28 protein-coding genes are annotated in these 23,880 nt (G+C 71.2%); 16 read left to right on the top strand and 12 right to left on the bottom strand.

Annotated elements, in window-relative coordinates; translation table 11 throughout:
• The first annotated feature begins 602 nt into the window (after positions 1 to 602).
• The 4 genes from FHR36_RS12070 (at position 603) to FHR36_RS12060 (ending at position 3,043) form a co-directional block, all read left to right on the top strand.
• On the top strand, positions 603 to 1,049 hold the full coding sequence (locus tag FHR36_RS12070; protein WP_253796286.1) for an excalibur calcium-binding domain-containing protein: 447 nt from the start codon (positions 603 to 605) through the stop codon (positions 1,047 to 1,049).
• Between the two features lie 166 nt (positions 1,050 to 1,215).
• Complete coding sequence (locus FHR36_RS12065; RefSeq protein WP_308199327.1) at positions 1,216 to 1,854, top strand: class F sortase; 639 nt, start codon at positions 1,216 to 1,218, stop codon at positions 1,852 to 1,854.
• Between the two features lie 31 nt (positions 1,855 to 1,885).
• Positions 1,886 to 2,167 carry a helix-turn-helix domain-containing protein gene (locus FHR36_RS40285; RefSeq protein ID WP_407660827.1) on the top strand — a complete coding sequence of 94 codons (282 nt, stop codon included), beginning with the start codon at positions 1,886 to 1,888 and terminating at the stop codon, positions 2,165 to 2,167.
• 105 nt (positions 2,168 to 2,272) lie between these two features.
• Positions 2,273 to 3,043 carry a GntR family transcriptional regulator gene (locus FHR36_RS12060; protein WP_253796282.1) on the top strand — a complete coding sequence of 257 codons (771 nt, stop codon included), beginning with the start codon at positions 2,273 to 2,275 and terminating at the stop codon, positions 3,041 to 3,043.
• Positions 3,044 to 3,064: 21 nt separating this feature from the next.
• Here the strand turns inward: FHR36_RS12060 and FHR36_RS12055 are convergent, their stop codons facing one another.
• Together FHR36_RS12055 and FHR36_RS12050 are read right to left on the bottom strand one after the other, a co-directional pair.
• Positions 3,065 to 3,571 (bottom strand): hypothetical protein, encoded by a 507-nt coding sequence (locus FHR36_RS12055; protein ID WP_253796281.1) that lies wholly within the window; start codon positions 3,569 to 3,571, stop codon positions 3,065 to 3,067.
• Positions 3,568 to 4,218 carry a TetR/AcrR family transcriptional regulator C-terminal domain-containing protein gene (locus tag FHR36_RS12050; protein WP_253796279.1) on the bottom strand — a complete coding sequence of 217 codons (651 nt, stop codon included), beginning with the start codon at positions 4,216 to 4,218 and terminating at the stop codon, positions 3,568 to 3,570. The genes FHR36_RS12055 and FHR36_RS12050 overlap by 4 nt, the downstream gene beginning before the upstream one ends.
• Positions 4,219 to 4,280: 62 nt before the next feature.
• Here FHR36_RS12050 and FHR36_RS12045 point away from each other — a divergent pair, with 62 nt between their 5' ends.
• Entirely contained in the window at positions 4,281 to 5,081 is an 801-nt protein-coding gene (locus tag FHR36_RS12045; RefSeq protein WP_253796278.1) for a 2OG-Fe(II)-dependent halogenase WelO5 family protein, read from the top strand.
• Between the two features lie 23 nt (positions 5,082 to 5,104).
• Positions 5,105 to 6,148 (top strand): threonine/serine dehydratase, encoded by a 1,044-nt coding sequence (locus FHR36_RS12040; RefSeq protein WP_253796763.1) that lies wholly within the window; start codon positions 5,105 to 5,107, stop codon positions 6,146 to 6,148.
• A 99-nt stretch (positions 6,149 to 6,247) separates the two neighbouring features.
• On the opposite strand, the gene FHR36_RS12035 is transcribed toward FHR36_RS12040, so the two are convergent.
• The 3 genes from FHR36_RS12035 to FHR36_RS40280 form a co-directional block, all read right to left on the bottom strand.
• Positions 6,248 to 6,811, bottom strand: a complete 564-nt coding sequence (locus FHR36_RS12035) for a hypothetical protein (protein ID WP_253796276.1) — start codon at positions 6,809 to 6,811, stop codon at positions 6,248 to 6,250.
• Positions 6,812 to 6,958: 147 nt separating this feature from the next.
• Positions 6,959 to 7,318: a hypothetical protein gene (locus FHR36_RS12030; RefSeq protein ID WP_253796274.1), complete on the bottom strand. Its 360-nt coding sequence runs from the start codon at positions 7,316 to 7,318 to the stop codon at positions 6,959 to 6,961.
• Positions 7,319 to 7,663: 345 nt separating this feature from the next.
• Positions 7,664 to 8,143 carry a C1 family peptidase gene (locus tag FHR36_RS40280; protein ID WP_407660816.1) on the bottom strand — a complete coding sequence of 160 codons (480 nt, stop codon included), beginning with the start codon at positions 8,141 to 8,143 and terminating at the stop codon, positions 7,664 to 7,666.
• Positions 8,144 to 8,176: 33 nt separating this feature from the next.
• On the opposite strand from FHR36_RS40280, the gene FHR36_RS12025 reads away from it, so the two are divergent.
• From FHR36_RS12025 to recD2, 5 genes are all read left to right on the top strand, one after another.
• Positions 8,177 to 8,542, top strand: coding sequence for a hypothetical protein (locus FHR36_RS12025; RefSeq protein WP_253796273.1), 366 nt, complete (start codon positions 8,177 to 8,179; stop codon positions 8,540 to 8,542).
• 117 nt (positions 8,543 to 8,659) lie between these two features.
• Positions 8,660 to 8,893, top strand: a complete 234-nt coding sequence (locus FHR36_RS12020) for a hypothetical protein (protein WP_253796271.1) — start codon at positions 8,660 to 8,662, stop codon at positions 8,891 to 8,893.
• A gap of 783 nt (positions 8,894 to 9,676) precedes the next feature.
• Entirely contained in the window at positions 9,677 to 10,015 is a 339-nt protein-coding gene (locus FHR36_RS12015) for a hypothetical protein (RefSeq protein WP_253796270.1), read from the top strand.
• 28 nt (positions 10,016 to 10,043) lie between these two features.
• Positions 10,044 to 11,003 carry a competence protein CoiA family protein gene (locus FHR36_RS12010; RefSeq protein ID WP_253796269.1) on the top strand — a complete coding sequence of 320 codons (960 nt, stop codon included), beginning with the start codon at positions 10,044 to 10,046 and terminating at the stop codon, positions 11,001 to 11,003.
• Positions 10,892 to 13,192, top strand: coding sequence for an SF1B family DNA helicase RecD2 (recD2, locus tag FHR36_RS12005; RefSeq protein ID WP_253796267.1), 2,301 nt, complete (start codon positions 10,892 to 10,894; stop codon positions 13,190 to 13,192). The genes FHR36_RS12010 and recD2 overlap by 112 nt, the downstream gene beginning before the upstream one ends.
• Before the next feature lie 187 nt (positions 13,193 to 13,379).
• Here the strand turns inward: recD2 and FHR36_RS12000 are convergent, their stop codons facing one another.
• A complete protein-coding gene (locus FHR36_RS12000) occupies positions 13,380 to 14,492 on the bottom strand; it encodes a tetratricopeptide repeat protein (protein WP_253796266.1) in 1,113 nt (370 codons plus the stop codon).
• 413 nt (positions 14,493 to 14,905) lie between these two features.
• Between FHR36_RS12000 and FHR36_RS11995 the strand changes: the two genes are divergently transcribed.
• On the top strand, positions 14,906 to 15,442 hold the full coding sequence (locus FHR36_RS11995; RefSeq protein WP_253796265.1) for a hypothetical protein: 537 nt from the start codon (positions 14,906 to 14,908) through the stop codon (positions 15,440 to 15,442).
• A gap of 631 nt (positions 15,443 to 16,073) precedes the next feature.
• Here the strand turns inward: FHR36_RS11995 and FHR36_RS11990 are convergent.
• Both FHR36_RS11990 and FHR36_RS11985 read right to left on the bottom strand, forming a co-directional pair.
• A complete protein-coding gene (locus FHR36_RS11990; protein WP_253796263.1) occupies positions 16,074 to 16,817 on the bottom strand; it encodes an ATP-binding protein in 744 nt (247 codons plus the stop codon).
• Between the two features lie 76 nt (positions 16,818 to 16,893).
• Complete coding sequence (locus FHR36_RS11985) at positions 16,894 to 17,679, bottom strand: AraC family transcriptional regulator (RefSeq protein WP_253796261.1); 786 nt, start codon at positions 17,677 to 17,679, stop codon at positions 16,894 to 16,896.
• A gap of 207 nt (positions 17,680 to 17,886) precedes the next feature.
• Here FHR36_RS11985 and FHR36_RS11980 point away from each other — a divergent pair, with 207 nt between their 5' ends.
• A complete protein-coding gene (locus tag FHR36_RS11980) occupies positions 17,887 to 18,765 on the top strand; it encodes an NmrA/HSCARG family protein (protein WP_253796762.1) in 879 nt (292 codons plus the stop codon).
• 55 nt (positions 18,766 to 18,820) lie between these two features.
• Positions 18,821 to 19,717 carry an NADP-dependent oxidoreductase gene (locus FHR36_RS11975; RefSeq protein WP_253796260.1) on the top strand — a complete coding sequence of 299 codons (897 nt, stop codon included), beginning with the start codon at positions 18,821 to 18,823 and terminating at the stop codon, positions 19,715 to 19,717.
• On the opposite strand, the gene FHR36_RS11970 is transcribed toward FHR36_RS11975, so the two are convergent.
• The gene (locus tag FHR36_RS11970) at positions 19,684 to 20,115 is read right to left on the bottom strand and encodes a helix-turn-helix transcriptional regulator (protein ID WP_253796259.1); all 432 of its coding nucleotides are present in this window, start codon (positions 20,113 to 20,115) and stop codon (positions 19,684 to 19,686) included. The genes FHR36_RS11975 and FHR36_RS11970 overlap by 34 nt on opposite strands.
• 515 nt (positions 20,116 to 20,630) lie before the next feature.
• On the opposite strand from FHR36_RS11970, the gene FHR36_RS11965 reads away from it, so the two are divergent.
• The gene (locus FHR36_RS11965) at positions 20,631 to 21,080 is read left to right on the top strand and encodes an excalibur calcium-binding domain-containing protein (RefSeq protein ID WP_253796258.1); all 450 of its coding nucleotides are present in this window, start codon (positions 20,631 to 20,633) and stop codon (positions 21,078 to 21,080) included.
• 82 nt (positions 21,081 to 21,162) lie between these two features.
• Positions 21,163 to 21,855 (top strand): class F sortase, encoded by a 693-nt coding sequence (locus FHR36_RS11960; protein WP_253796257.1) that lies wholly within the window; start codon positions 21,163 to 21,165, stop codon positions 21,853 to 21,855.
• Between the two features lie 281 nt (positions 21,856 to 22,136).
• Here the strand turns inward: FHR36_RS11960 and FHR36_RS11955 are convergent, their stop codons facing one another.
• The 3 genes from FHR36_RS11955 to FHR36_RS11945 form a co-directional block, all read right to left on the bottom strand.
• Positions 22,137 to 22,394 carry a hypothetical protein gene (locus FHR36_RS11955; RefSeq protein ID WP_253796256.1) on the bottom strand — a complete coding sequence of 86 codons (258 nt, stop codon included), beginning with the start codon at positions 22,392 to 22,394 and terminating at the stop codon, positions 22,137 to 22,139.
• The gene (locus FHR36_RS11950) at positions 22,387 to 22,593 is read right to left on the bottom strand and encodes a hypothetical protein (RefSeq protein ID WP_253796255.1); all 207 of its coding nucleotides are present in this window, start codon (positions 22,591 to 22,593) and stop codon (positions 22,387 to 22,389) included. The genes FHR36_RS11955 and FHR36_RS11950 overlap by 8 nt, the downstream gene beginning before the upstream one ends.
• A gap of 246 nt (positions 22,594 to 22,839) precedes the next feature.
• Positions 22,840 to 23,865, bottom strand: coding sequence for a hypothetical protein (locus tag FHR36_RS11945; RefSeq protein ID WP_253796254.1), 1,026 nt, complete (start codon positions 23,863 to 23,865; stop codon positions 22,840 to 22,842).
• Positions 23,866 to 23,880 lie beyond the last annotated feature (15 nt).

Raw genomic sequence — 23,880 nt, 5'->3', positions numbered from 1 at the left:
GGGCGGGGTGGGCGGAGCTCGGGGTTCGGCTCCTCATCCCTTCGTGCTGCCAGCCGAGCTCCCAGCCGAACCAGGTCGGGACGCCGATGTAGTCGTCGCGCTCGGCCAGGGTCGCCGCGAGCGGCAGCCAACGTAATCAGGCTGGGACCGCGGATGCACGGCGGCAAAGCTCGCCCCGTGGTGCGCTGCTCAGGCCGCGCACACACGCTGGCCACATCCGGCTCCTGACTCGCTCGGTTAACAGCGAGTGAGCACAGCCAGGGAATCGCGGCCAGCCCCACGCGGCCGGTGACCTTGCCGGCAGGTCTCACCGCCACGCCCACCGCACTCACCCGAGCGTGTCCTCGAGCGCACCGCCTCGCCAGCGCTCGGCGCACTCGTGGACAGACTGCGCGGCCACCCCGGGCCACCCGTCACGACCAGTCCGGTAGGTACACGACCGGACTAGTGGGCCATTTCCGCTCCACAACCCACCGACCAGGGCGTCTGCCACGCGCAGCGGGGCCACCTGGAGGCCGCCGCCGCTACCGCCCGGGTGGCGGATGGTTGAACCGTTCATACCTTGAGTAGCGACGGGGACACACCTGGCTACTGGAGGTTCCATGCGTCTCCGCGACGCGACATCGATCGCCGCTCTGGCGTTCGTCGCCAGCCTTCCGCTCACTGGCATATCGCACGCCCAAACAGGCGATCTCGACTGCGCGAACTTCGCCACCCAGGAGGAAGCGCAGGCTGTTCTCAACGCCGACCCGTCGGATCCGAACAACCTGGACGCCGACCACGACGGCATTGCCTGCGAGGACCTGCCGCACGCGGCGGCGAGCAGCCCGGCCGCGGCCGCTGCCGCAGGTACGGCGGCCACCACGACAGCACCTGCCGCCGGTGGCGCCGCGGCGGCTGTTGCCCAGGTTCCCGCAGGCGCGGTCGCTGCCGGCAGCGGGCCGGCGGACACACGGCTCCTCGCGGCTGGCCTCGGCGGTGCGGCGGTCGTCACTGCGGCAGGCGCCCTGGTTGTCCGCCGCCGTCTGAGCGCGGATCAGCAGCGCTGACGCTCCCGGGCCTGGCGGCGGGTCCACCGTGATCCGCCCGCCGGGCCACCCCACTCGGATCGGCCCGATCCGGCGATAGACGGAGAACCGGGTGCCCACAGAGGTATCGCGTACGACGCCCGGCCGAGCACCTCGGCCGGGCTCGGTGTTCATTCCCGGAGTGCTGATGGTGGTGGCCGGACTGCTCGCGGCCAGCTCCTGGTCCATGGCCTCGGACGCCAACACTCCTCCACCGGCGCGTCCCGCCACTGACCACACGGCAGCCCGCCCAACCGCCATGCTGGCCTCAAAACCGACGCCCACGCCGCGCGCCGAACCGGTCCGGATCCGTATCCCCGCCCTGTCAGTGAACACCCCCCTGGTACCGCTGCACCTGGACGCCACCGGAACGCTGCCCCCACCCGCATCGGACGACCGCAACCTCGCCGGCTGGTACGCCGACGGCACCACACCGGGCGAGACGGGAACCGCCGTGATCGTCGGCCACCTCGACACCCGCCAGGGCACCGCCGCCTTCTACCGCCTGTCAACCCTCACGCCCGGCCAGACCACCATCGTCCAGCGCGGCGACGGCAGCACCGCAATCTTCTCCATCGACGAGGTGCAGAACTACCCCAAATCCGCCTTTCCCACCGACCACGTGTACCAGCCCACCGGCCGACCGGAACTGCGCCTGATCACCTGCGCCTGGCCGTACGACCGCGCACACGGCGGATACCAGGACAACACCGTCGTCTACGCCCACCTCACCGGCACGACACCTTCGTCCACAGGCGCCGCCGGATCGGTCACCAACCCCCGGTAGAGCGGTCAGCTCTCAAGTCTCGTAGTCCTCGCTGCGGCCCTCGCGCGGGCAAGAAGGCGGCGAGGTCCGTGGGCGGACAACCAGAGACCGCGGCGCCGGGAGCAGCGGGTCGGCGCCCAGATTTGCGACACTTCGCGAACGCGACCTGGGCATACGGGAGATCGCCGAACACCTGGGCCGAGCCGCGTCGACCGTCAGTCGCGACCTCCGGCGCAACACCCTCGCCCACGACCAGGGCATCTACGACGCCGACTTGGCCCACCACCGCGCCGAGGTCCAGGCCAAGCTCGACCTGGAGTGGAGCCCCGAGTAGATCGCCGCCCGCCTGCGAACACTTTCTGTAATCTGATCCAGAACGGTCTATTCTCCACGTCAGAGCCAGTGAAGGCCGGACTATCGGTCAGCGAGGGAGCATGTCTTGCAGCAGGTACAGCGCTCGGCTGGCAGGTCGAGCTCCTACGTGGAGATCGCCGCAGATCTGCGGCGCCGCATCCTGGCCGGTGAGTGGAAGCCCGGGGAGCAGCTGCCGAGCCACCGCGAGCTGTGCAAGGAGTACGGGGCGGCCTCCAGCACGATGGCCGCCGCCCGCGGCATCCTCGTCACCGAGCAGCTCCTCGACAGCCGGCCCGGCGCCCGCATGGTGGTGCGCGTCCCGGCGAAGCTGCGCCAGGTCGAGCGCACCGGCCCGGCCGCCGCGCCGGTGGCACTGCCTCTGCGGGCGCAGGAGGAGCAGGCGGGGCCGGTCGGTGAGTGGTCGTCACGGACGCGGTCGGTGTCGGCGGAGCCGGAGATCGCGCAGCTGCTGAGGGTCGAGCCGGGTGCGCGGCTGGTGGAGACGCAGTACCTGCATCGGGTGGCGGGGCGGACGACGCGGTTGTCGACGTGCTGGGAGCCGCGGGAGCTGGTGGACGGTTCGCCGGTGATGCTGCCGGAGGAGGGTCCGCTCGCGGGGCAGTCGGTGGAGGCGCGGATGGCGAGTCTCGGCGTCGGGCCGCTGACCGCGGTCGACATGCTGGCCGCGCGGCCGGCGTCGCCCGAGGAGGGGCAGCATTTCGTCACCCGGGCCGGCTCTCCGGTGCTGCAGGTGACCCGGGTGTACTCCAGCGAGGACGGGCGCCCGGTGCATGTGGAGCGGACCGTGGTGCGCGGGGACCGCTCGGGGATGGTCTACCGCCTGCCCACCCGGTAGCCGCCGCGCGGGGCTGCGCTGTCACCAGGTGCTGTCGAGGGCGGCGATGAGCCGCTGGGTGGGCGCGATCTCGGCCTCGATCTCCTGGACGTACAGGGGGAAGGCGTAGGCGAGTGCGGTGCGCAGCCGGTTGATCTGGTGGAGGGTGCCGGTGCCGTCCGGGGGGATGAGCCAGCGGGCGTAGGGGCTGCTCTGCTCGTCCGGGTGGGGCACGGGGAGCCAGTTGCCGGGGCCGAGGTGTCGGGCTCCGCCGATCTCTGAGGTCCAGCGTCGGCCGGGCGGGATGAGGAAGTAGGCGAGCTGTGCGCAGGCGTCGACGAGGACGGGGGCGCCTGGTCTGCGGGGCGGGTTGAGGACGTCGAGGACGCGTTCGGCGAGGTCGAGGCGCGTGGCGACGAGGTCCCAGGCGGTGCCGGCGGGCAGGGCGACGACCTGGGTGGGGCTGGACTCCCGCCGCTGCAGGACGGCCTGTGGGTCGGTGGCGGCCTGGGCGAGCCAGGCGGCCGGGGTGGGGGCCGGGGTGGTCACGGGCGGGCGTTCGCTGGGTCGGCGGCCTGAATGAGCTGGCGGAGGGCTCCGTAGTAGACGTCGTGGTCGACGACGGCCTTCAGGACGGCGGTCATGTGGCCGGTGAGGGTGGGGAACTCGTCGGGGTCGAGGGCGGCGAGGGCGCGGCGGGTGGTGGTCTGGGCGGCCTTGGGGTCGTGGTGGTCGACGAAGCTGGCGCTGCCGAGGGTGAGCAGGTAGAGGCGTCGGTAGGTGGCGGCCGCGTCGTCGGGGGTGAGGCCGGCGTCGATGGAGTGGGCGAGCTGGGGTTCGACGAGGCGGCGCAGGAGGTTCTCGCCGAGCCAGGGGCGGGCGCCGCGGAGGGCGACGAGGCCGGGGTGGTCGGTGAGGAGGCGGTAGAGGGCGGTGAAGCGGGCTTCGGTGGCGGTGGCCCAGTCGGTGTGGGGGTCGATGTCGGGCAGGCGGGCGGCGAGGTGGTCGGTGACCAGGTCGAGGAGGCCGGCGAGGTCGGTGCAGCGGCGCTGGAGTGAGGCGACGGAGATGTTCAGGGCGGCGGCGAGGGTGCGGAAGCTGAGTGCGCTGTGGCCGTCCTGATCGACGATCAGGAGTGCTTGTTCGGCGATGTGTTCGGGGGTGGCGAGGTCGAGGGAAGCGGATTGCCTTGGCATGCGGAACAGCGTACGGTACGGCGTACCGTCACGGTAGGCTCATGCATCCTTACGGAGGCGACATGCCAGGCACCACGGCGCTCGACCCGCTGTTCCACGCCGCCGACGCACCGCGCTTCACCGACCGTCACCTGGCCACGCTCGCGGCCGGCACCCTGGCCGCCGTCCGCGTGCCGGGCTTCCTCGACCCGGCGGTGTGCGCGGCCGCGCTCGCCGCCGTGGACCGGCTCCCCACCGCGGACTACGACCCCGCCCGGGTCCCGACCCCGATCGTGCGGTTCGGCCCGGCCCTCAACGACTACCGCACCGCGAACGGCGGCCTGGACGGGCGCTACTGGCACGACGCCGAGGCCGCCCGTGCCGCGTGGCAGCGGGCCGGGCTGCGTCAGGACCCGATCGCGCTCTCCCTCGCCCGGCTGGGCTCCGCGTGGGGCGCCGCCGTCACCCCCGCCACCATCGCCGGCCGGGCGGTGTTCGGCGGCACGCTGCGCGAGATCAACGCGGGTGCCCTGGTGCACTACGACGACATCAACCGCGAGTTCCCCACCGGCGCGTTCGACCAGGAGGTCATCGCGCAGCTGGCGTTCAACGTGTGGGTCGCGGTCCCCGAGGGCGGCGGCGCGACGACGGTGTGGCGCCACCGCTGGGAGCCGGCCGACGAGCAGGCGCGCGACGCCTACGGCTACCGCCCGGAGGCGGTGGAGCGGTTCCAGAGCGTCAGCCTGACCCCGCAGCTCGGCGACGGGCTGCTGTTCAACCCCGCCAACTACCACGCGGTCGCGCCGAACCGGGGCGGCCGCCGGATCGCGTTCGCGTTCTTCCTCGGCCTGACCACCACCGGCCAGCTCGTCGCCTGGTCGTGACCCCCAACCGCTGGAGCAGCACCATGCACACCCTCACCTACGGGGACATCAAGGCAGCCGCCGACCGGATCGCCGGGCGCGTGCGCCCGGTCACCATGGCCCCGGTCGACCCGGGTGCGATCCGTACCGGCCACCGCGACCCGCTCGACGACCGGGTCGATCAGCCGTGCGAGGTGTGGCTGGCCCTGGAGTTCATGCAGCACACCGGCTCGTTCAAGGCCCGCGGCGCCCGGAACTTCCTCGAGGCGCACCGCGACGCGGGCACCCTTCCGGCGTCCGGGGTGACGATCGCGTCCGGTGGCAACGCCGGCCTGGCGTGCGCCTGGGCCGCGCAGCAGCAGGGCGTGCGCGCCACGGTGTTCCTGCCGGCGACGGCCCCGGCGGTGAAGGTGGCCAAGCTGCGCGGCTTCGGTGCGGATGTCCGCCTCGTCGGCTTGGAGTACGCGGAGGCGCTCGCTGCGTGCGAGGAGTTCGCGGCGGCCACCGGCGCGCTCGCCTCCCACGCCTACGACCACCCGCTGATCGCCGCCGGGGCTGGCACCCTGCTGGAGGAGATCCGCCAGCAGATCCCCGGCCTGGACACCGTCGTCGTCGCGGTCGGCGGCGGCGGCCTGTTCACGGGCATCGCCACCGCCGCGGAGCACCACGGCATCCGCACGGTGGCGGTCGAGCCGGAGAACTGCCGGGCGCTGAACGCCGCGATCGAGGCCGGCCGCCTGGTCGACGTGACGGTCGACTCCGTCGCAGCGGACTCCCTCGGCGCCCGCCGGACCTCCGCCATGGCCCTCGCGGCCGCCCAGCAGGGCGACGTGCACTCCGTTCTCGTCACCGACGAGGACATCGTTCGCGCCCGGCAGGCCCTGTGGGACCACCGCCGCCTGGCCGTCGAGCACGGCGCGGCCACGGCCCTCGCCGCCCTCACCGCCGCCGACCGGCACCAGGAGGGCCGGGACCTGCCGACCCGCACGGCGGCCGCCGCCCGCAGCTACCGGCCCGGCAGCGGCGAGACGGTGTGCGTGGTCCTGTGCGGATCGAACACCGATGCCAGGACCTTGATGCACGGCTGACAGGTGACAACCTTCTCCGACGCCCCCCACGGCGAAACCGCCCCGTCCGGCTGAGCCGGGCGGGGCGCTTCGCAGACAGCAGCGGCGAAAACCACAGCGTCAGTAGGGTCGGGTCCACGGGATCTGAGTCAGGTTCTGGGTGTCGCCGCAGCCGGCGTACGGGCCCGCGGTCTCCGAGCCGTTGGCGTACCAGTGCTGTGAGGTCCAGGCGGCGCAGCCGCTGTTGTCGATGATGGCTCCGGCGCGCCAGGAGTCGGGGCTGGCAGCTCCGTGCCGCAGGGCGTAGTCGAAGCCGCCGCCCGGTGTCTGGCTGAAGGTCTTCGTGTTCGTCCAGTCCCAGTCCGGTACTCCTCCGTAGAAGCCCATCGAGCCGAGGCCGAGCGTGACCTTCAGGTTGTAGAAGCCAGGCACCGTGCTGGCCATGAGGTTCCAGTCCCAGTGCGCGATGGTGTTACCGCTGCAGGAGTCGTACTGCTGCGAGACAGTACCGACGACATCGAAGCCCGGGACGGTGTAGGGCATGGAGTCGCCGACCTCGATCCGGTTGCAGGCTGCGGGCCGGACGCTGGTGGTGACGGCCTGGGCGCTCGCAGCCTCTGTCAGGCCGAGGGCAACGGTCAGCCCTAATGCGGTGGCTGCGGAGGCGAACGTGCGGATCTTCATGCTGGTCCTCTCGGGCATGCAGCGGCAGCGAGAGACCAGTTCCCCCGTGCCGGTCCGTTCCGTGCCCATCCTGCCGACGACGCTGGCTGAACACAACGGCCACTGGATGCCCCTCCCAACGACCGACCGCCCAACCCCAGAGCGGGTTCAGTGAAGCGAGACGACCGCGGTGACCACAGAGACAGCGGCCGAGAACACCGCAAGGAGCACGGGGAGGACCAGCTGCGCGAGGCGGGTCTGGCGCTCGCGTTCGCGGCGGCTCACCTCGGCCAGCTTGTACGCCTCCAGCGAGGCGAGGGCGGTCTGCGCATCGCGCTGGGCCACCGAGATGTCCCGGGCGAGGTCGTTGAGCCGCTGGTCAACGTGTGCGGTCTGGATCGCGTAGACCTCGGTGGACACGACCCGGTCCAGGCGCGCGTAGACGCCCTCCACGAACTTCTCGAAGTCCTCGCGAAGCGCACCGACCATCCGTCCGAGCTCACCCACCGTCAGGTCGCTGTCCGACATTCTGCTCACCCCCTCTCCGGGGTCTGTGCGGGTGCTGCGCCGACCGGTCGGGCGCAGCCGGGTGGTCGGCGCAGCGGTTCATCAGTGGGCCGCGGTGTCGGCGGCGGCGTGGGCGGCGGGGTCGTCGCGGTGGGTGTGGCGGGCGCCGGTAGCCGGCGAGGAAGGTGAGGGCGGGCGGGATCAGGGGGATGGCGATGGCCTGGGTCCAGGTGGGGAGGGGGTTGAGGAGGGTGTTGTCGGTCTGGACGTCGTTGAGGAGGGCTGTGAGGGGGCCGGCGGCGAAGCTGGCGGCCTTGACCTTGGCTTCGATGGGTGCGCGCATGGTGGGTGGGGTCCCTTCTGGGGTCAGGCGGTGGTGAAGTCGGGGGTGGTGACGTCGCCGTGCTGGGCGAGGAGCCAGGCGACGTCGGTGCTGGTGAGGTAGCCGCGGCCGTTGTCGCCCCAGGCGGTGCCCCAGCTGTTGGTGATCCAGTACTCGTGGAGTTGGTCGTCGTAGCGGGCGATCTCGACGGCGTGGCGCCGGCGACGCCGGAGCGGGGGCTGACGGGGGTGCGGCCCTCGGCGATGGGTCGGACATCGACCGATACCAGGGGTTGCCGACGATGACGGGCCCGTTTCTGGACGGCGTGTCGGTGGCCGGTGGCGAGGCCGAGGAGCTTGAGGACCTTGGCGACGTTGAGGCCGAAGGAGCGGGCGTCGGTGGCCAAGGGTGAGGGTGGCTGGCGGCTGCCAAGGCGGTGACTGCTGCCCGGAGGGGCGGCTCCCAGCGGGCGCGTAGCCTCGCCCAAGTGGGGCGTATGTTCCCTCGTTCGTGTGCGTCGGCATGGATCGCCAGCCCGACGGGCCTATATGTGGTCCATGGCACAGACCAGAGAGTTGTACCTGCACGAGCTCGACGTTGCCTGGATCATCGCGCTGTGGAAGGCGATCCATGGTGGGGATCCCTCTCCCGAGGTAGAGGGAACCACGGTGCTGGCCGCGGCCGCACTAGCAAGCCAGCTCGCAGCCACCCACCGCAACAGCTCCCTGACCTTTAGCCAGCTGCAGCAGCGGCTTGGCGAGGTCGGCATTGAGGTAAGTCGAGGTGGAGCAGGACCCAAAGCTGAAGCGCTGCACTCCGAGGGGCCGCAGTCGCTTCCGCCGACGCGGCAGTACTGCTTCCGCTACAACGGCGAAACGTACTGCGTCGACGTGCCACGGCCCAAGACCTTCATCGAGAGGTAGCCGGCGGGAACAGCCGAGCCCTCTTCGCTCCTGAGCGAGAGGGCTCGGTTGTTTCCCATTCCCAACGGGCACCTGCCGTCTTGCGCCTCGTCCTGGGTCGCCAGGAAGTGCAGAGAGGTGGCGAAGTCTTCGTCGAGCTGGTGCCGACCGGACCAGTGCCCAGCTCGGCCAGTCCACCGAGGCGGCCTCGCCCTGGCCGAGCACCTGGTCGACGGCGGATACGTCACCCCGGGCACCATCCACGGGGCCAGGACCGACCGCGGGATCGACCTCATCGGCCCGGTCCGACTCGCCCCGACCTCCCACGCCCACCCGAGGTTCAACAAGGAAGACTTCATCCCCAACTGGTGAAAAGGCAAACTGACTTGCCCGAACGGAGCGACCAGCCATCCATGGAAGCCGACACTCAAGCGCTACGACAGGGATCCACCGACCGCTGGTCGTCGCCGACCCGGCGCGGCCCGACCTGGCCGTCGGTACCGGCGGAGCGACCCGGGGCCAGGCAGTGGACGTCCGCTTGCTCGAGCCCGCCGAGCGCTAACCTCCGGCTGGACAGCTCGCCACCCAAGAAGCAGGCGACCATCTCGTCCTCACTGCTCATACCGAGTACCTGCACGACCGTCAGCATAAGGATCGGCCTTGTTGGGCGCCCCAGCGTGGCGGCCTCCAGAGCGCGACTCCCCTGGCTAGCACACGCATCCAACGCGCCGGGAACGGCGGGACCGCCACGTCACCTCGGCCCGAGATCTTGACTATTGCTCCTTCTCACCCGCAGCACGGTGGTGCTTCCCGGGCGTCCTCCGGGAGCGGGCAACGCCTCCGCTGCCGGCTGCGGTGTGTGACGGACTGTCCAGCGGGTCAGGGCACGCGCCGCGCGGGGATATGGTCGTGACTGCTCCAGTTCCACCGTCCGGATGAATTCGGCCGTATCCGGGTTCGGGGCTGTGCGAGGGTTGTCCAAATAGTGCTGGACGGTGGAGCCAGCCGACCGTGGCAGCGAGACTGCCGCTCGATCAGGAGCGTGGGATGGCGACCGTCGCAGTCGATGGCTCTACCGGCCACCTCGTCGAAGAGGTGCCCCAGGCGCGGGTCCTTGAGGACGGGCGGTGGGAGCCCCTACACCAGGACCCCGTCATGTCCCTCGCCGCGGCCGCGGAGGACTGGGAGGCCGCCATGCGCGAGGCCGGCTTCCACTTGTGGTGCGGGACCCCGGAGGACGACACCGAGTCGTGGGTGCCCCTGAAGCTCCGGGTGTACCGGCGTGTCAGCGAACCGCGGTTCCTTGTTGACCTGGAAGGTGTCTTCGAGTCGGAGTGGGCGTACGCCGCGACGCTGCCGGACGTGATGGGCCTGCTCGGCCAGTGGGCACCGGTCGTACAGGCCCTCGTGATGACCGGCGTGCTGGCGCAGGCGGATGCCGAGAACCGCGGCCGCCCGGTGGGGCTCGGCTTGGGCCGCCAGGTCCGCCGCTGACGGCTGCGGACCGGGTGGGGCAGAGGCGATGTCGTTCACTGCGGTCCACGCTGAGCGCGTTCTCCTGGACGCGACCGATCGGGTGCTCGGGTTCGGGTGGTCGTGGGCGGCGATCCACCGGGTCCGGCCGCGGGTGCCGCTCGGATGCCCGGACTGCGGGCATGGAATGCCCGCAAAGGTCCCTCCGCCTCCACGGCGACTGCGCTACTTCGCTCGCGACCTTGGCGACAAACGCTGCAATCTCGCCGAGCAGACGATCGAGCACCACCTGCTGAAGCTGGAGATCGCCGCGCTGCTGAGCGTAGCCGGAGGCCACGCCGAGCTGGAAGCGGCCGGGCGAGGATGGCGCACAGACGTGCTCGCCACGGCACCGGACGGCCGTCGGGTCGGCTGGGAGGTGCAGCTCGCGTCGATCACGGCCCAGAAGATGCAGCAGCGGAACGCGCGGGTGGCCGCCGACGAGGTGGTGGGATGCTGGGTTGCTCTCGGTACCGGTGAGCGATGGCTCGCGGTGGAGCCCGCTGTCGGAATGCAGCCGCCCGGACCGCAGGGCGGGAGGTGGTTGATCGCCGCCGGTCTGTGGCGGCTTGTCGGGCAAACGCCCGACCCTGCTCGCGGTCTCCCGCTGGCGTGTTGGAACCAGGTCGGGGGTGTCACCCTGGAGGACTTCGTCGCCTGGGTGCTCGCTGGCAAGGTCGTTCCACGGCGGTTCACCGAGGACCCGAAAGTCTCGATCGGGGGATGGACCGCACTCGCCTCCCTCGACCGGGCCCGGACTGTGCTCGCTGACGAGCAAGCCGCACGGCGGCGGCGCGCCGCTGACACGAACATGGCTGGCGCGCGGCGTCGGCGGGACGAGGGGACGGGAAGCCGAGAGTGGAAGAGCAGCGCCTGGAGACGATCGACGGCAGTGTCGAGCGGATCCTGTACGTCGGAGGCGGCGGGTTCACCGCGGTGCGACTGGGCCTGGAGGGCGGAGAGAGCCTGACCGCCAAGGGTGAGGCCCTGCACGGAGTGCACCCGGGCGAGACCCTGCGGCTGACCGGCAGCTTCGCGGTGCACCCATCCTACGGCCGCGAGTTCCGGGCGAGCGGCTGCCAGTACGTCGAGCCGGCCACGATCCACGCCATCCGCACCTACCTGGCCTCCGGGCTGGTGCGCGGGATCGGCCCCAAGCTCGCCGACGCGATCGTCGACGAGTTCAAGCTGGACACCCTGCAGATCATCGACACGGCCCCCGAGCGGCTGCTGGAGGTCCATCTCATCGGGCCCAGCCGGTACCGGGAGATCGTCGCCGCCTGGCAGGCCCACCAGGAAATCCGCCAGCTCATGGTCCTCCTGCAAAGCGCGGGAATCAGCGCGACCCACGCCCCGCGCATCGTCCGGCACTTCCGCATCGACCTGCAGGAGGCCCAAGAGGTCACCGACGTCCTGGAGATCGTCCAGGCGACCCCGTACCGGCTCACCGAGGTGTACGGGATCGGGTTCGTCACCGCCGACAGGCTCGCCCTCTGGCTGGGCCTGCCCGAACGCAGTCCGCAGCGTCTGCAGGCCGCGATGCTGCACAGCCTGGAGAACGCCGGCGGGCACTGCTTCCTGTGGGAGAAGCAGCTGTACCGCAAAACGATCAAGAATCTGGGCGAGGACGAGTCCCTCGCCGACCTGCTTCCGGCCGAACTCGCCTCCCTCGTCGCCGACCAGCGCGTCATCGCTCAGGACATCCCCAACGGGACGGGTCGGCTGCTCCCCGCAGTCTTCACACCGCGCCTGCACGCCGCGGAGAGCAGCGTGGCCAGCCGCGTCGCCCGCCTGCGCGCGACCGGGACCCGTCTGGCCACACTCGGCGCGCGGCGCAACGGGCCGCTGGAGGTGCTGGACGGCGCTGTCGAACTCGCACCGGCCCAGAAAGCCGCGGTGCGAATGGCACTCACCGAGCCGGTGTCGGTCCTGACCGGAGGACCGGGCTGCGGCAAGTCGTTTACTGTCCGGACGATCGTCGACCTCGTGGAGGCAGCCAGCGGCCGCGTCGCGCTGGCCGCACCGACGGGGCGGGCCGCCAAGCGCCTCGCCGAGCTCACCGGGCGCAGCGCCACCACGGTGCACCGGCTGATCAAAGGTCGGCGCGAGGACGAGAGCACCCCGGTGAGCCTGTTCGAGGCCAACGATCCGCTGGATGCGGACCTCATCGTGATCGACGAGGCGTCCATGCTGGACCTGCCGCTCCTGGACCGGCTCCTGGGCAAGCTCGCACCCGGGGTGCATCTGCTGCTCGTCGGCGACGTTCATCAGCTGCCGAGCGTCGGGCCGGGCCAGGTCCTGAGGGACCTGCTCGCTGTCGACGAGCTTCCCCGTACCGAACTGGTCGATATCTTCCGGCAGAGCCAGGACAGCGCGATCGTCACCAATGCCCGCGAGATCAACCACGGCCGGTCCATCCGCAACGGCGCCGACTTCTGGTTCATCGACGTCCGCCGGCCCGAGGACGGAACCCTGCCGGAGCCACAGGAGATCCAGGACACCGTCGTCGACATCGTCACCCGCCGCTTGCCCGAGCGGTACGGCCTCAATACCTGCGACATCCAGGTCCTCGCGCCCGGCACCAAGGGCCCGCTCGGCACCCACGACCTCGGCCTCGCCATCCAGGCCAAGGTCAACCCCCACCGCGACAACACCCCGCAGCACTTCGCCGACGGCCGGCCGTACCGTCGCGGCGACCGAGTCATCGCGGTGCGCAACGACCCCCGCAAGGGCGTCGTCAACGGCACCACCGGCAAGGTCACCGAAATCGACGCCAAGGAGCGCCAGCTGCGGATGCGCACCGACGATGACGGCACTGAGGTGGTCTACGCCTGGGACGAGCTCGACGAACTGTTCCACGCCTATGCCATCACCGTGCACCGCGCTCAGGGCAGCGAGTATCCGATGGTCGTCGTCCCCCTGACCATGTCCGGCCCCTCCTACCTCCTGCTGCGGCGCAACCTGCTCTATACCGCCGTCACCCGCGCCAAGCAGATGCTCGTCCTCGTCGGCGACCCGAACGCACTCGAGAGGGCGATCAGTCAGCCCGCGGACCGCCGCAACACCTCGCTCGCAGTGCGAGTGCGCGAAGCGCTAACCGGCACCGTGGTGCTCCCCCGGCCAAGCCGGGCCGTCGACGGGCAGGCCTCACTTTATTGACGGGCTGGTGGATCAACCCGTGCCGGCCCACCGCGGAAGCGAGGGGCCGCTGCAGTCAGGTCGGGTGCAGTTCGACATCGCGCCGGTCTCCGGCTGCGAGGCCGGATTGCTGCACCGCCTGGCCGGAGCAGCCTGTCATTCTCCGGGTGGCGTACTGTGCCCCGGCCACAATGCAGGAGCGGTCCCGCTACTGCGCGATCAGGGCGTCCAGCGCGACCTGTGCTGTCCGGGTGTTGGGGTGGTTGTCCCCGAAGTACTCGCGCCAAGCGGCCGTGGTGGCGGTGAGCTGTTCCGTCGCTTCGGCGACGCGGCCCTGGGCGGCGAGGGCTCGTCCGTGGAGAGTGTCGGCTTCCAGAGCACGGTGGTGACGGGACCCCAGCTTCTTCTGGCAGATGTCCACGGCCAGTCGGGCCTGTTCCGTGGCGCCGCGGCCCAGGCCGAGGAGCGAGGTTCCGCTGACGAGGTGAAGGGCGGCCGCGAGGTGCTGCTCCACCCGGGGAAAGCTTTCGAGGGCAGGCTTGAGGATAGAGAGAGCTTCGTCGAATCGGCTCTGGGCGTTCAGGGAACGCGCCAGGCCCAGTTGGAGCACAAGCAGGATGTCGGCATCGGTGCCTTCCGCAGCGGTGGCCTGCTTGATGGCGGTACGGGCTTCGGCCTCTGCCTCAGGTCCATGACCGCGTGCCGCCAGCGCGAGGACGAGTGCGTTGCGCGCGGCGAGTTCCAGGGGCACCAGGCGCGGCCGGTTGGAGGTGGCGATGTCGATGAGCGCCCTGCCTTCCTGTTCCGCCTCCTCGTAACGCCCGAGGTAGGTGAGCACCTGCACTCGGTCGCTCCGCGCCTTGAGCACCCGCAGGTCTTGGCTTCCGTGGGCATCCGTGATGGCCTCGGCAAGCGCCTCGAACTCCGAAGCGGCAGCCTGGTGGTGGCCAAGAAAACCATTCGCGTGGGCGTGGATGTCCATGGCGTCGTACTGGAACTCGCTCCCCCGAATGTGGGGCAGGTCCATGAGCTCGGCGACCTCCGCCCGCGCTTCTTCGAGCCGGCCGCGGTCACGCTTGATCTGAGCCAGCTGAAGCCGGGCCTCAGCGATCAGGCCCGGCTGGGCTTCCTCACGGGCCGCCCCTAGCACCTTCAGCGTCTCGGATTCCGCCTCGTCCAGACGCTGCAATCGCTTCAGTGCAAGCGCCCGCTCCAGGCGGCACTGCAAGGTTGCGGCTTCACGCGGACCAAGTACCGCCGCGCACAGGCGGATCGCTTCACGGTAGACAGCTGCGGCCTCCTCCGAGCGCTCCTGGCCCATCAGACCACGAGCTTCACGCTGAAGCCTTCCCGCCTTCGCCGTCCGCCACTGCCTTATCAGCCCCACGCATTCCTCCACGCCGCCGTCGCCGATCGGAAGATGCTAGCGGGCCCGCAGACAGCCCCCGCCGGGACCCGGCAACTGCGGCGCGCTCCGAGACGATGATCCGCCGGGCGGTGATCGGCATCATGTTCCGCCGACTCACCCGAGGCCGCCCGGTAACCCGACAATGCCTGCGACCGCTGGCGGTTGGTGACGGCAACCACCATCGGACCGATGAGGCTGTGCCCGCGCGGCACCCACGCGAGAGCGCGAGCCAAGTAACCGAGGCGCACCCCTTGAGCGGGCGCGAACCCACCCCTCAGCTGGGCGGCCGCGGGCCGGTGTCGGTGCTGGTTCCTACGATCACGGGCATGCCCGATGCCTTCACCGTCCTGTGGACCCACGACGTCTGCCATGCCCTGCGCCGCGCCGGCCGGACCGGCGGGCGGCCGCCGGTCGCCTTCAGCGGCGTGCACACCTCCCTGCCCGCCTGGTCCGGCGCCGAGCCCGGCGACGAGGTGTACGCGGTGCACGTCAACCGGGGCGTCGTTCACGTGGTGAGCCGGATGCGCATCGTCGACCGGGAGCGGGGCGAGTGCTGCGGGGCCGCGCCCGAGTCCTGGGACCAGCCGAGGTTCCCGGGCCACGGCGACTGGTCGATGCTCGGCGCCGGCGGCTGCGGCGCCCAGGCCGTCCACGTCGAGGCCACACCCGTGCGCTTCGACGTCCCCGTCCCCGGCGAGCTCCTCGCCGAGCTGACCTGGCGCAACCACCGGGGCAACACCCGCACCCTCAGGCACGTCACCGACGGGCGCCTGGAGCACTCCATCTCCCTCCAGGGCTTCTACCGCCTCACCCCCGAATCCGCCGGCCAACTCGCGGCGATGGTGGACAGTGCTGCGCCGTAGCCAGCAGCGACCGGGTGGGCCCGGCCACCGCCGCGGGCCCGGCGGTGCGCGTCGACCGGTGGGCTCGGCATGGGCTCGGCCGACGGGCATCGGCTCGCGGCAGAGGTCGCCGCCGGCAGTGCACAACCGAGCCTCCGGTGTGCGGCCGCTGTGCGTGAAGGTCTGCGGTCCGCTGTGGGTCAGGAACTGGTACGAGGCCACGTGGAAGGTGCGGCCGTCCGCGGCGCGGGCGACCTGCTGGCGCAGCGGACCGCAGCGCTCGCGTCCCCAGCCGTCGGACATCGCCAGCGGTTCGTCCGTCCCGGCCAGCAGCACCACAAAGCTGATGCCGTCGGCCTGCGCGGCGTCGTCCTTCAGGCCGATTGTGCCGGGGTGCTAAGGTACGTCGCCGCAGGAGACGGTGTGCGCCGTGCCGCGCCCGTCCGGCCGTCCCGCCGGCGGGGAGGGCCGGCCGTCGTCCGCGAGCGTGAGCCAGAACGCGCACACGGTGCGACTGTCCGGTAGCCAGGCCGCGGCGGCCTCGCCGTTCGAGGCCGCGGCCAGCACCATCAACTGCTCGGCGGCGGTTGCGGGATGACCAAGGTGCGGGCCTAGGGTCTGTTGCGAAAGTGGATCAAGAGTCGCGGTCGGCTCAGGCGGCTGTCTGGTCTGACCAGCCCTGCGACAGGGGGGGACCGCCGGATCGGAGCGAGTCGCGCTGTTGGATCACCCATTGCTCAACCTGGTCTACGGATTCCGCGACGGGCTGGTTCGTGGTGTCGAGCAGATGGGTGCGCCATCGCCGATCGTCGGCAGTCCACCCGGTCCAGCGGTGCCAGGCCATACGGTGCCAGCTGTCGTCGATGATGACGTCGGGTCGGTATCGGGGATCTTCGGCGTGCCGACGGTGCCAGGCGGCCCAGCCGAGGAAGGCGTCAACTGCCGGAGCGTCCCATCGGCCCGAGTCGCGCATGGTGAGCCTGTCGCGCCGGACCTCGTCGGACACGTCGACCAGACACACTGCGATTCCATTCAGCAGCGGGGCGGAGGGGCTGGCCAGGACTTCTCCCAGGGGAGACTGTCCGGTCAGCAGGAGGTCGACGCCGCGGTCCTGGTACTCCAGCGCGCGACGCACCCACATCTCGGTCGTGCGGTTGCGCCACTGGCGATCGGCGCCTTCCGGTACGCCGAGCTCGTCGAAGTCGTGCACGGCGACCCGCTCCAGCCGCTCGCCCACGGAGTAGGCGAGGGTGGTCTTGCCCGAACAGCTGGAGCCGGTCAGCTTGAGCAGCATCTCACCAGGGGTCAGCGACTGGACGATGAGGTCGCTCAGCGTCGCACCGGCCGAGGCCGCCGATGCTGGTGAGGAGCTCTGGGTGGTGGCGGAGGAAGTCACCCTTCCAGCGTGGGTTCCCGCAACATTGGGCTGCCACCGATGTTCCGCCAGGAACTACGGCTACCCCGCCAACCTCTCACCCATGGGTGCTGCGGGAGGACCGAGCCGACGAGCGATAGCCTCCGGGTGTCTGACCGACCAGCACGGTGAAGGCGTCGATGAAGCTGCTGGGGTTCGACCAGCCCAGCCGGATCGCCGTGTCGGTGACCGAGGCGCCGTCGCTGAGCTCGATCAGCGCCCGTTGGATGCGCAGCAGGGTACGCCACTGGTGGAAGCTCATCGACAGCTCGCTGCCGAACAGTCGGCTCAGGGTGCGTTCGCTGGCGCCGGTGCGGTGGCCCAGCTCGGCCAGGGTCGCTGGGCTTGCTGGGTCCGCGTGAAGCAGGTCGGTGACCGCCTTGAGGCGCCGGTCGCTCGGCTCCGGGAGGCGCAGCGGCTCTTGTGCGGCGTGGGCGAGTTCGGCGAGTACGACGTCGATCAGCAGCCGCGCACGGGGGCTCTCCAGCGGCTCGCCCTCGCTCATCAGCGCCAGATAGGCCTCGCGCAGCAACGCGCTCGCCACGAAAACCGACGGCTCGGCCGGCAGCTGTCCGGTCAGCGTCACGGGCAGCGACAGCACCCGGATGTCCGTCTCGCCGTACGCCTTGCTGCTGTGCACCGCGAAGGGCGGCACCCACATGATCCGACTGGCCGGCGCCACCCAGGTGCCCACCTGGGTCGCTGTGACCAGGGCCCCACGCGCGGCGTAGCGGAGCTGGCCATAGTCGTGGAAGTGCGCGGCCACGTCAGCGCCATGGGCCAGTGGCGCCGACAACGGCCCATCGTCGGTGCAGAAGCTCGGCTCGCCGCTGGGGTCGGACACGCGATTGAGGCTACCCGACACTGGCGGGTTATCGGAAGAACCTGGCGGGATACCGGTGGTACGCCTGGCGCCGCAGACGCATCGTGGAGACATGTCACAACAGATCAAGCTCGAGGACGCCGCGCCCGCGTCGTCCTTCCCCCACCGCCGAGGTCAACACCGGACTCGTGCTCACCTCGCTCACGCCCTGAGTGAAGGGTGGCAGCGATGAGCACACAGACGACCGGCACGATCGCAGTCTTCGGCGCGACGGGGCAACAGGGCGGGGCGGTGGTCGACGCGCTGCTGGACCGCAAGGCCCCGGTGCGGGCCCTGGTCCGCAACCCGCAATCCGACCGGGCTCAGGCGCTGGCCGCCCGCGGCGTCGAGCTGGCGGCCATCCGGACCGACGACCCGGCGTCGTTGGCCGCCGCGCTGACGGCGGTCAAGGCGTTCTACTTCATGACCCCGGAGGCGAACAACCTCGAAGAGGTCGAGACGGAGATCCGCATCGGCACCGCGCTCGTCGACGCGGCGGTCGCGGCACGCGTCCCGCACGTCGTGTTCAACTCGGTCTTCGGCGCGGACCGGGAGCGGGGTGTGCCGCACCATGACTCGAAGCACTCGATCGAGGAGCACCTGAGGAAGTCCGGCCTCAGGGCCGCGATGGTTCGCCCAACCCCCTTCATGGAGGAGATGGCACCGAGCCTGGAGCACGGAGAGGTCGTGCTGAGGCTGCCGCTGCCGGAGGACGTCGCCCTGAAGATGATCTCGGTCAGGGACGTCGGCCGGGTCGCCGCTGCACTCCTGCTCGACACCGCGGAGGCGCCCGGCGGAGCCGTCGAGCTCGTCGGCGACGAGCTGACGGGCCCTCAGATCGCCGCGGCGTTCGGCGCGCGCGCCGGGCTCCCGGCACGTTACGAGGCCCTCCCGTTGAGCGTGCTTCCCAGCGACCTCGACAGGGCGATGTTCCGCCAGTTCGCGAAGGCGGCGGAACACCCGTCGGATCTTGCGGTGGTGCGGGCGATCGAGCCGGCCACCCTGGACCTGGCCGAGTGGATCCGATCCACCGGCTGGACCGCGCCCGCCGGTCCAGGCCAAGGTTGATCTTTCACCTAGAGCGTTGGTCTTTCACCTAGAGCGACGAGCACTGGAGCAGGACATGAAGGCGATCACCTACACCGAGTTCGGCGGCCCAGAAGTCCTCCGCCTCGCAGAGGTCGACGAGCCGCACGCCGGACCCGGACAGGTGCGGCTGAAGGTCGTGGCGGCAGCGGTCAACCCGCTCGACTACAAGATCCGCAACGGGTGGAGGCCGCAGATAGCGCCGCCGTTCCCGGCGATCCCCGGCGTGGAGGCGGCCGGCGTCGTCGACGAGGTCGGCGAAGGCGTGACCGGCGTCGCGGTGGGTGACGAGGTCCTGGGCTGGACCGTCACCGGCGCGTACGCCGAGCACGCGCTGGCCGTCGACTTCGGCCCGAAGCCCGCGGACCTCGACTGGGACCTCGCCGCGGCACTGCCCGTCGCCGTCGAGACCTCGGTCCGCGTGCTCGACGCCCTCGGCGTCGGGGAAGGCGACACGCTCCTGCTGCACGGAGCCGCGGGTGTGACCGGCGCCGTCGGTGTTCAGCTCGCGGTCGCCCGCGGCGCCACGGTCATCGGCACCGCCTCCCCCGGCAACCACGACTACCTGCGCTCGCTGGGCGCGATCCCGGTCGCCTACGGCACCGGCCTCGCCGACCGGGTCCGCGAGGCCGCACCGCAGGGCATCGACGCCGTGTACGACGCCGCGGGGGCGGGCGACCTGGAGGTGTCGATCGACCTGCTCAGCGGCACCGACCGGATCATCACCATCGCCGATCCGAAGGCCGCCGAGCTGGGCGTCACCTTCTCCGGCCCCGCCCCGTTCGGTTCCCGCCTCGGCGAGTACGCCCGCCTCGCAGCCGACGGCAAGCTCACGGTGCGCATCGCGCAGAGCCTTCCGCTGGAGGACGCCGCGAAGGCGCAGGAGCTGAGCGCGAGTGGTCACGCCGCCGGGAAGCTCGTCCTGCGGCCATAGCTCAGTCCCCGGCCGGCTGGGGAGGCACGACGGCAGCGCCCCGGCCGGTCGTCACGGTCCCGGCGAACCCGGCCAGCTCGTCCACCTCCACCGGTCCTGCCTGCCGCAGGCGGCCGAGACCGCGGGCGAGCAGCAACCGGGATCCGAGTCAAGCGCCGCTGCGGACTTTGCCCCTGTACTCTCGCGATCGCGGCTGCCAGCAGAGGCCGATCCTCCGGCCCGGCATCGAGGGCGTCGGCCAGCAGGTTGACCGTTCCCACGCGGTAATCAGTGGACCTGCCGTTCTCCAGCCGACGGATGGTACTTACGCTCACCCCGGACCGTTCCGCCACCTGTTCCTGCGTCAGCCCCGCCTGCTTCCGCAGGCGACGTAACAGCGTGCCGAGCTGATTCGTCACTGGCCGCCTCTCCACTCGCCGAAGTATCGGCCGGAGCTAACCGATCCGACCGGACATGGCTGGCCGGTCCCTTGGCCGGTTCGCCGAGCTGCACGAACCGACACGGGAGCATCGGCGGCGGGCTCGGAGAAGGCGGCAACGCAAGGGGTCGCCAGTCAATCATGATCCACAGTGTCGCAGCCCTGCTGGAGCTGGGTAGACCAAACCTCCATCACCAGTGGTAGTGCCTTGGCCCTACCTGGGGGGCCAAGGAGGAAGCGCCCGGGGCGGTTCACCTCGGCTCCGTTGAGCACAAGGTGGCCTGCACGCCCCGACAGAGCCGGATCTCTGGCGTGGACGACAGCGCATTGGTCTGTACACGGTCGGCCTAGTGGGGCATCTCCGGCTCATCGCTGGACCGATCAGGCCGAACGTCCCCGCCTCAGACCCGTCTGCAGTACCTGCTCGGCTGGCGACGGACAGAGCCGTCCATACCTTGAGTAGCGAGGGGGACCCATATAGCGACTGGAGGTTCCATGCGTTTCCGCGCCGCCACCACAACCGCCCTCCTGGCGTTCGTCGCCGGCCTTCCGCTTGCCGGCATAGCTCACGCCCAGACCGGCGACCTCGATTGCGCGAACTTCGCCACACAGGAGGAGGCCCAAGCCGTCCTCAACGCCGACCCGTCGGACCCCAACCACCTGGACGCCGACCACGACGGCATCGCCTGCGAGGACCTGCCGCACGCCGCAGCGAGCAGTCCCGCGGCAACCACCGCCGGCGCAGCGGGCGCTGGCGCAGCGGCAGCGCCGTCCGCCGGTGGCGCTGCGGCTGCTGCCGCCCAGGCTCCCGCGGGTGCGGTCGCGGCCGGCAGCGGGCCTGCTGACACCCGGCTCCTGACGGCCGGTCTCGCCGGTGCGGCCGTCGTCACCGCCGCAGGCGCGGTGGTGGTCCGCCGCCGCCTGACCGCGGATCAGCGGCGCTGAAGCCCCCGCCCGGCCGGCGACCCGCCACGGACCGCCGGCCGGGCCGACGCGTTCACCCCAACCCTGCGAGTGGGAGAGCACGGTGCCCGACCAGATGCCGCACCCCGAGCCCGGCCCGACACCGCGGCCGGGCTCGGTGTTCATTCCCGGCGTGCTCCTGGTGGTGGCCGGACTGCTCTCCGCCGGGGCTTGGTCCATCGCCGCGGACAGCACCCCCCGGCCGGCGCGCCTCTCCGTGCACCACTCGGGAGCGCCCGCGACTCTGCTTGCCGACCGGACGCCACCGGCACCGATGTCGCGCTCCGAGCCGCTCCGGATCCGGATCCCCGGCCTGTCCGTCGACGCCCCGCTGGTGCCCCTGCACCTGGACGCCACCGGAACCCTCCCGCCGCCCGCCTCGGACGACCGCAACCTCGCCGGCTGGTACGCCGACGGCATCACACCCGGCGAGGGAGGAACCGCCGTCGTCGTCGGCCACCTCGACACCCGGCAGGGCACCGCCGTCTTCTACCGCCTCTCCACCCTCGTCCCCGGCCAGACCACCACCATCGAACGCAGCGACGGCAGCACCGCCCGCTTCCTCGTCGACGACATCCAGAACTACCCCAAAACCGCGTTCCCCACCGACCGCGTCTACCAGACCACCGGCCGCCCCGAGCTGCGCCTCATCACCTGCGCCTGGCCCTACGACCGCGCCCACGGCGGATACCAGGACAACACCGTCATCTACGCCCACCTCATCGAGGAGGCGCCCCCGACCCGCAGCTCCAACTGAACCGAGGCCCCGACCGGCGGGCGCCGCAAATCGCCCAGAGCGACGGCCGGTGGAGGCGAAGGGCTGGGAGCGGGAGACCGGCCGCATGGAGAGCTCAGAGCCTCGCCTCATGTGGCGGCATCGGTGACGTGCAAGGGCAATCAGCTCGAAGGTCCGCCGTGGCCGACAGTCGCTCGTTCACGGCCCCTTGTCCCGGCGCCACGCCAGTCCCTGCGCGTGACAGGCCTGCATCACATCAAACCGTCACGGGCGCGAACGATCGGCTGCTGCGACAGACGGACTCAGCCGACCTCGACATAGGCAACGAGCACGATCGTGCCGAGCACCGTGGAAACGTACGCCACCCGTACGCCGTCCTTCGCATACTCGAGGACTGGGCTGTCCGGGCGCATCTGGACACCCGCGGTCTTCGGGTTCAGCGCAATGATGTCCAGGTGCGGACTGAGCCGCTCCAGGGCGGCGTCGTCCATCTCGGACATCTGCCGCTCGGCGACCTCGTGGAAGGTGATGACCGCGCGGCGCAGCGGGCGGTCAGGCAACGCGCTGCTCCTCGCTGGCGGGGGCGGCTGCCTGGGTGATTCCACGCTCGGCCTTGATGTCGTCCCAGGTGCGGGAGGCGTTCAGGTCGATGCCGCGGTCCGCCAGGTCGAGGAGGACGTAGGCGAGAGTGGGGTCTTCCAGTGCGGCGTCCCGGGCTGTGGCGCGCAGCGCGTCGGCTTCGCTGGGGTCGAACACCATCCGCATCGTAGCCTCCAAAACACTTGCCGGTGATGGTGGTTCGAGGCTAGCGCAGTCGTGAAGGTCGTGGACGCGGACGCGGGCGTACGGAGCTGCAGATGCCCATCGGCACCGATCGTGGGAGGCGTTCTCAGCCGCCCACTGGGCGGCAGTCCGCGGGTGTCCCGTGCGGCAGAGCCTCGACGTGGGCTACGGCCGCTTCGCCGTTGCTGGGGAGCGGTCGAAGCGCGCTGAAAGCACGGTCCTCTACTCGTGGTCGGCGCTCTGGCGGCTGACATGGTCTCCGGTCGCGGTCAGCCAGGTTCCGTCGCCGAGGGCGAGCGGGTCGGGGCCGGGAGCGGCCGGGTAGGCGATTTCGGCGACGGGGGTGAGGGACTGCGCGTCCAGGAGGAAGTGGCGGGAGGTCTCCGCGAAGTCGTGCTCGGCGATCGCGGCGATGACGGCGGTGTCGGAGACGAATCCGGGGCGGTTGACGAAGCGGTCGTCGCCGGCTGCGGCGGGGAGGTCGGTGAGGGCGATCGCTGCGGTGGCCTGCCAGGTTCCGTCGTCGGTAAGGGCGTGGAGTTCGAGGCGGGTGCCGGCCCGGTCGAGGGTGATCAGGCGGTCGCCGGCGGGGTTGGTTCCGGCGAGGAGCTCGTCTGGGCGGGCGGCGGGGGTGATGTCGAGTTTCCCGTCGGTGCAGGCGACGGTGTAGGAGAGGGCCTCCTCCTGTCCCTGGCCGGCAGACAGCAGCAGCGCTCCGCCAGCCGTGGGCCGGCCGTGGAAGGTGTAGGTCGCCGACGCCGCGGTGAGGGCGACGCGGTCGAGGACTTCTCCGCTCGCCGCGTCGACGCAGATGCACAGGTCGCCGTCGTAGGAGCCGTCCGCGTTCACCGGACCCGGGGTGGTGGCCAGCACGTACCGCCCGTCGGGGCTCGCAGCGCACGCTCCGTCACCGGACCCGCCGCGGCTCCACGCGTCGTGTTCCACGGTCCACAGCCGCCGGCCGGCGGTGTCGACGGCCGCCAGCGCCGCCTCGCCGGAGACGAACAGGACTGTCGCGTCGGCGTTCGGGCTGGCATAGCCGTGCTCGGCGAACGGCGCGGGGAAGGCGATGCCGTCGTCGCAGACCCCGTCGGCCCGGTCGTGGATCCGGTGCGCGAGGATGCCTTCGCCGTCGCGGGTGACGATCCACGCCGCCCCCGCTCGGGGCTGCCATCCGTCGGGCCAGCCGAGGGCCTCCTCCGTGCCGGGGACGGTGGCGCTGGCGGTCAGGTGTGCGGGGGTGGTCACCGGTCCACATCTCCT

The sequence above is a fragment of the Kitasatospora cinereorecta genome (assembly GCF_024172095.1).
Classification (GTDB): domain Bacteria; phylum Actinomycetota; class Actinomycetes; order Streptomycetales; family Streptomycetaceae; genus Kitasatospora; species Kitasatospora cinereorecta.
This window is presented reverse-complemented; position numbering and strand designations above follow the sequence as displayed.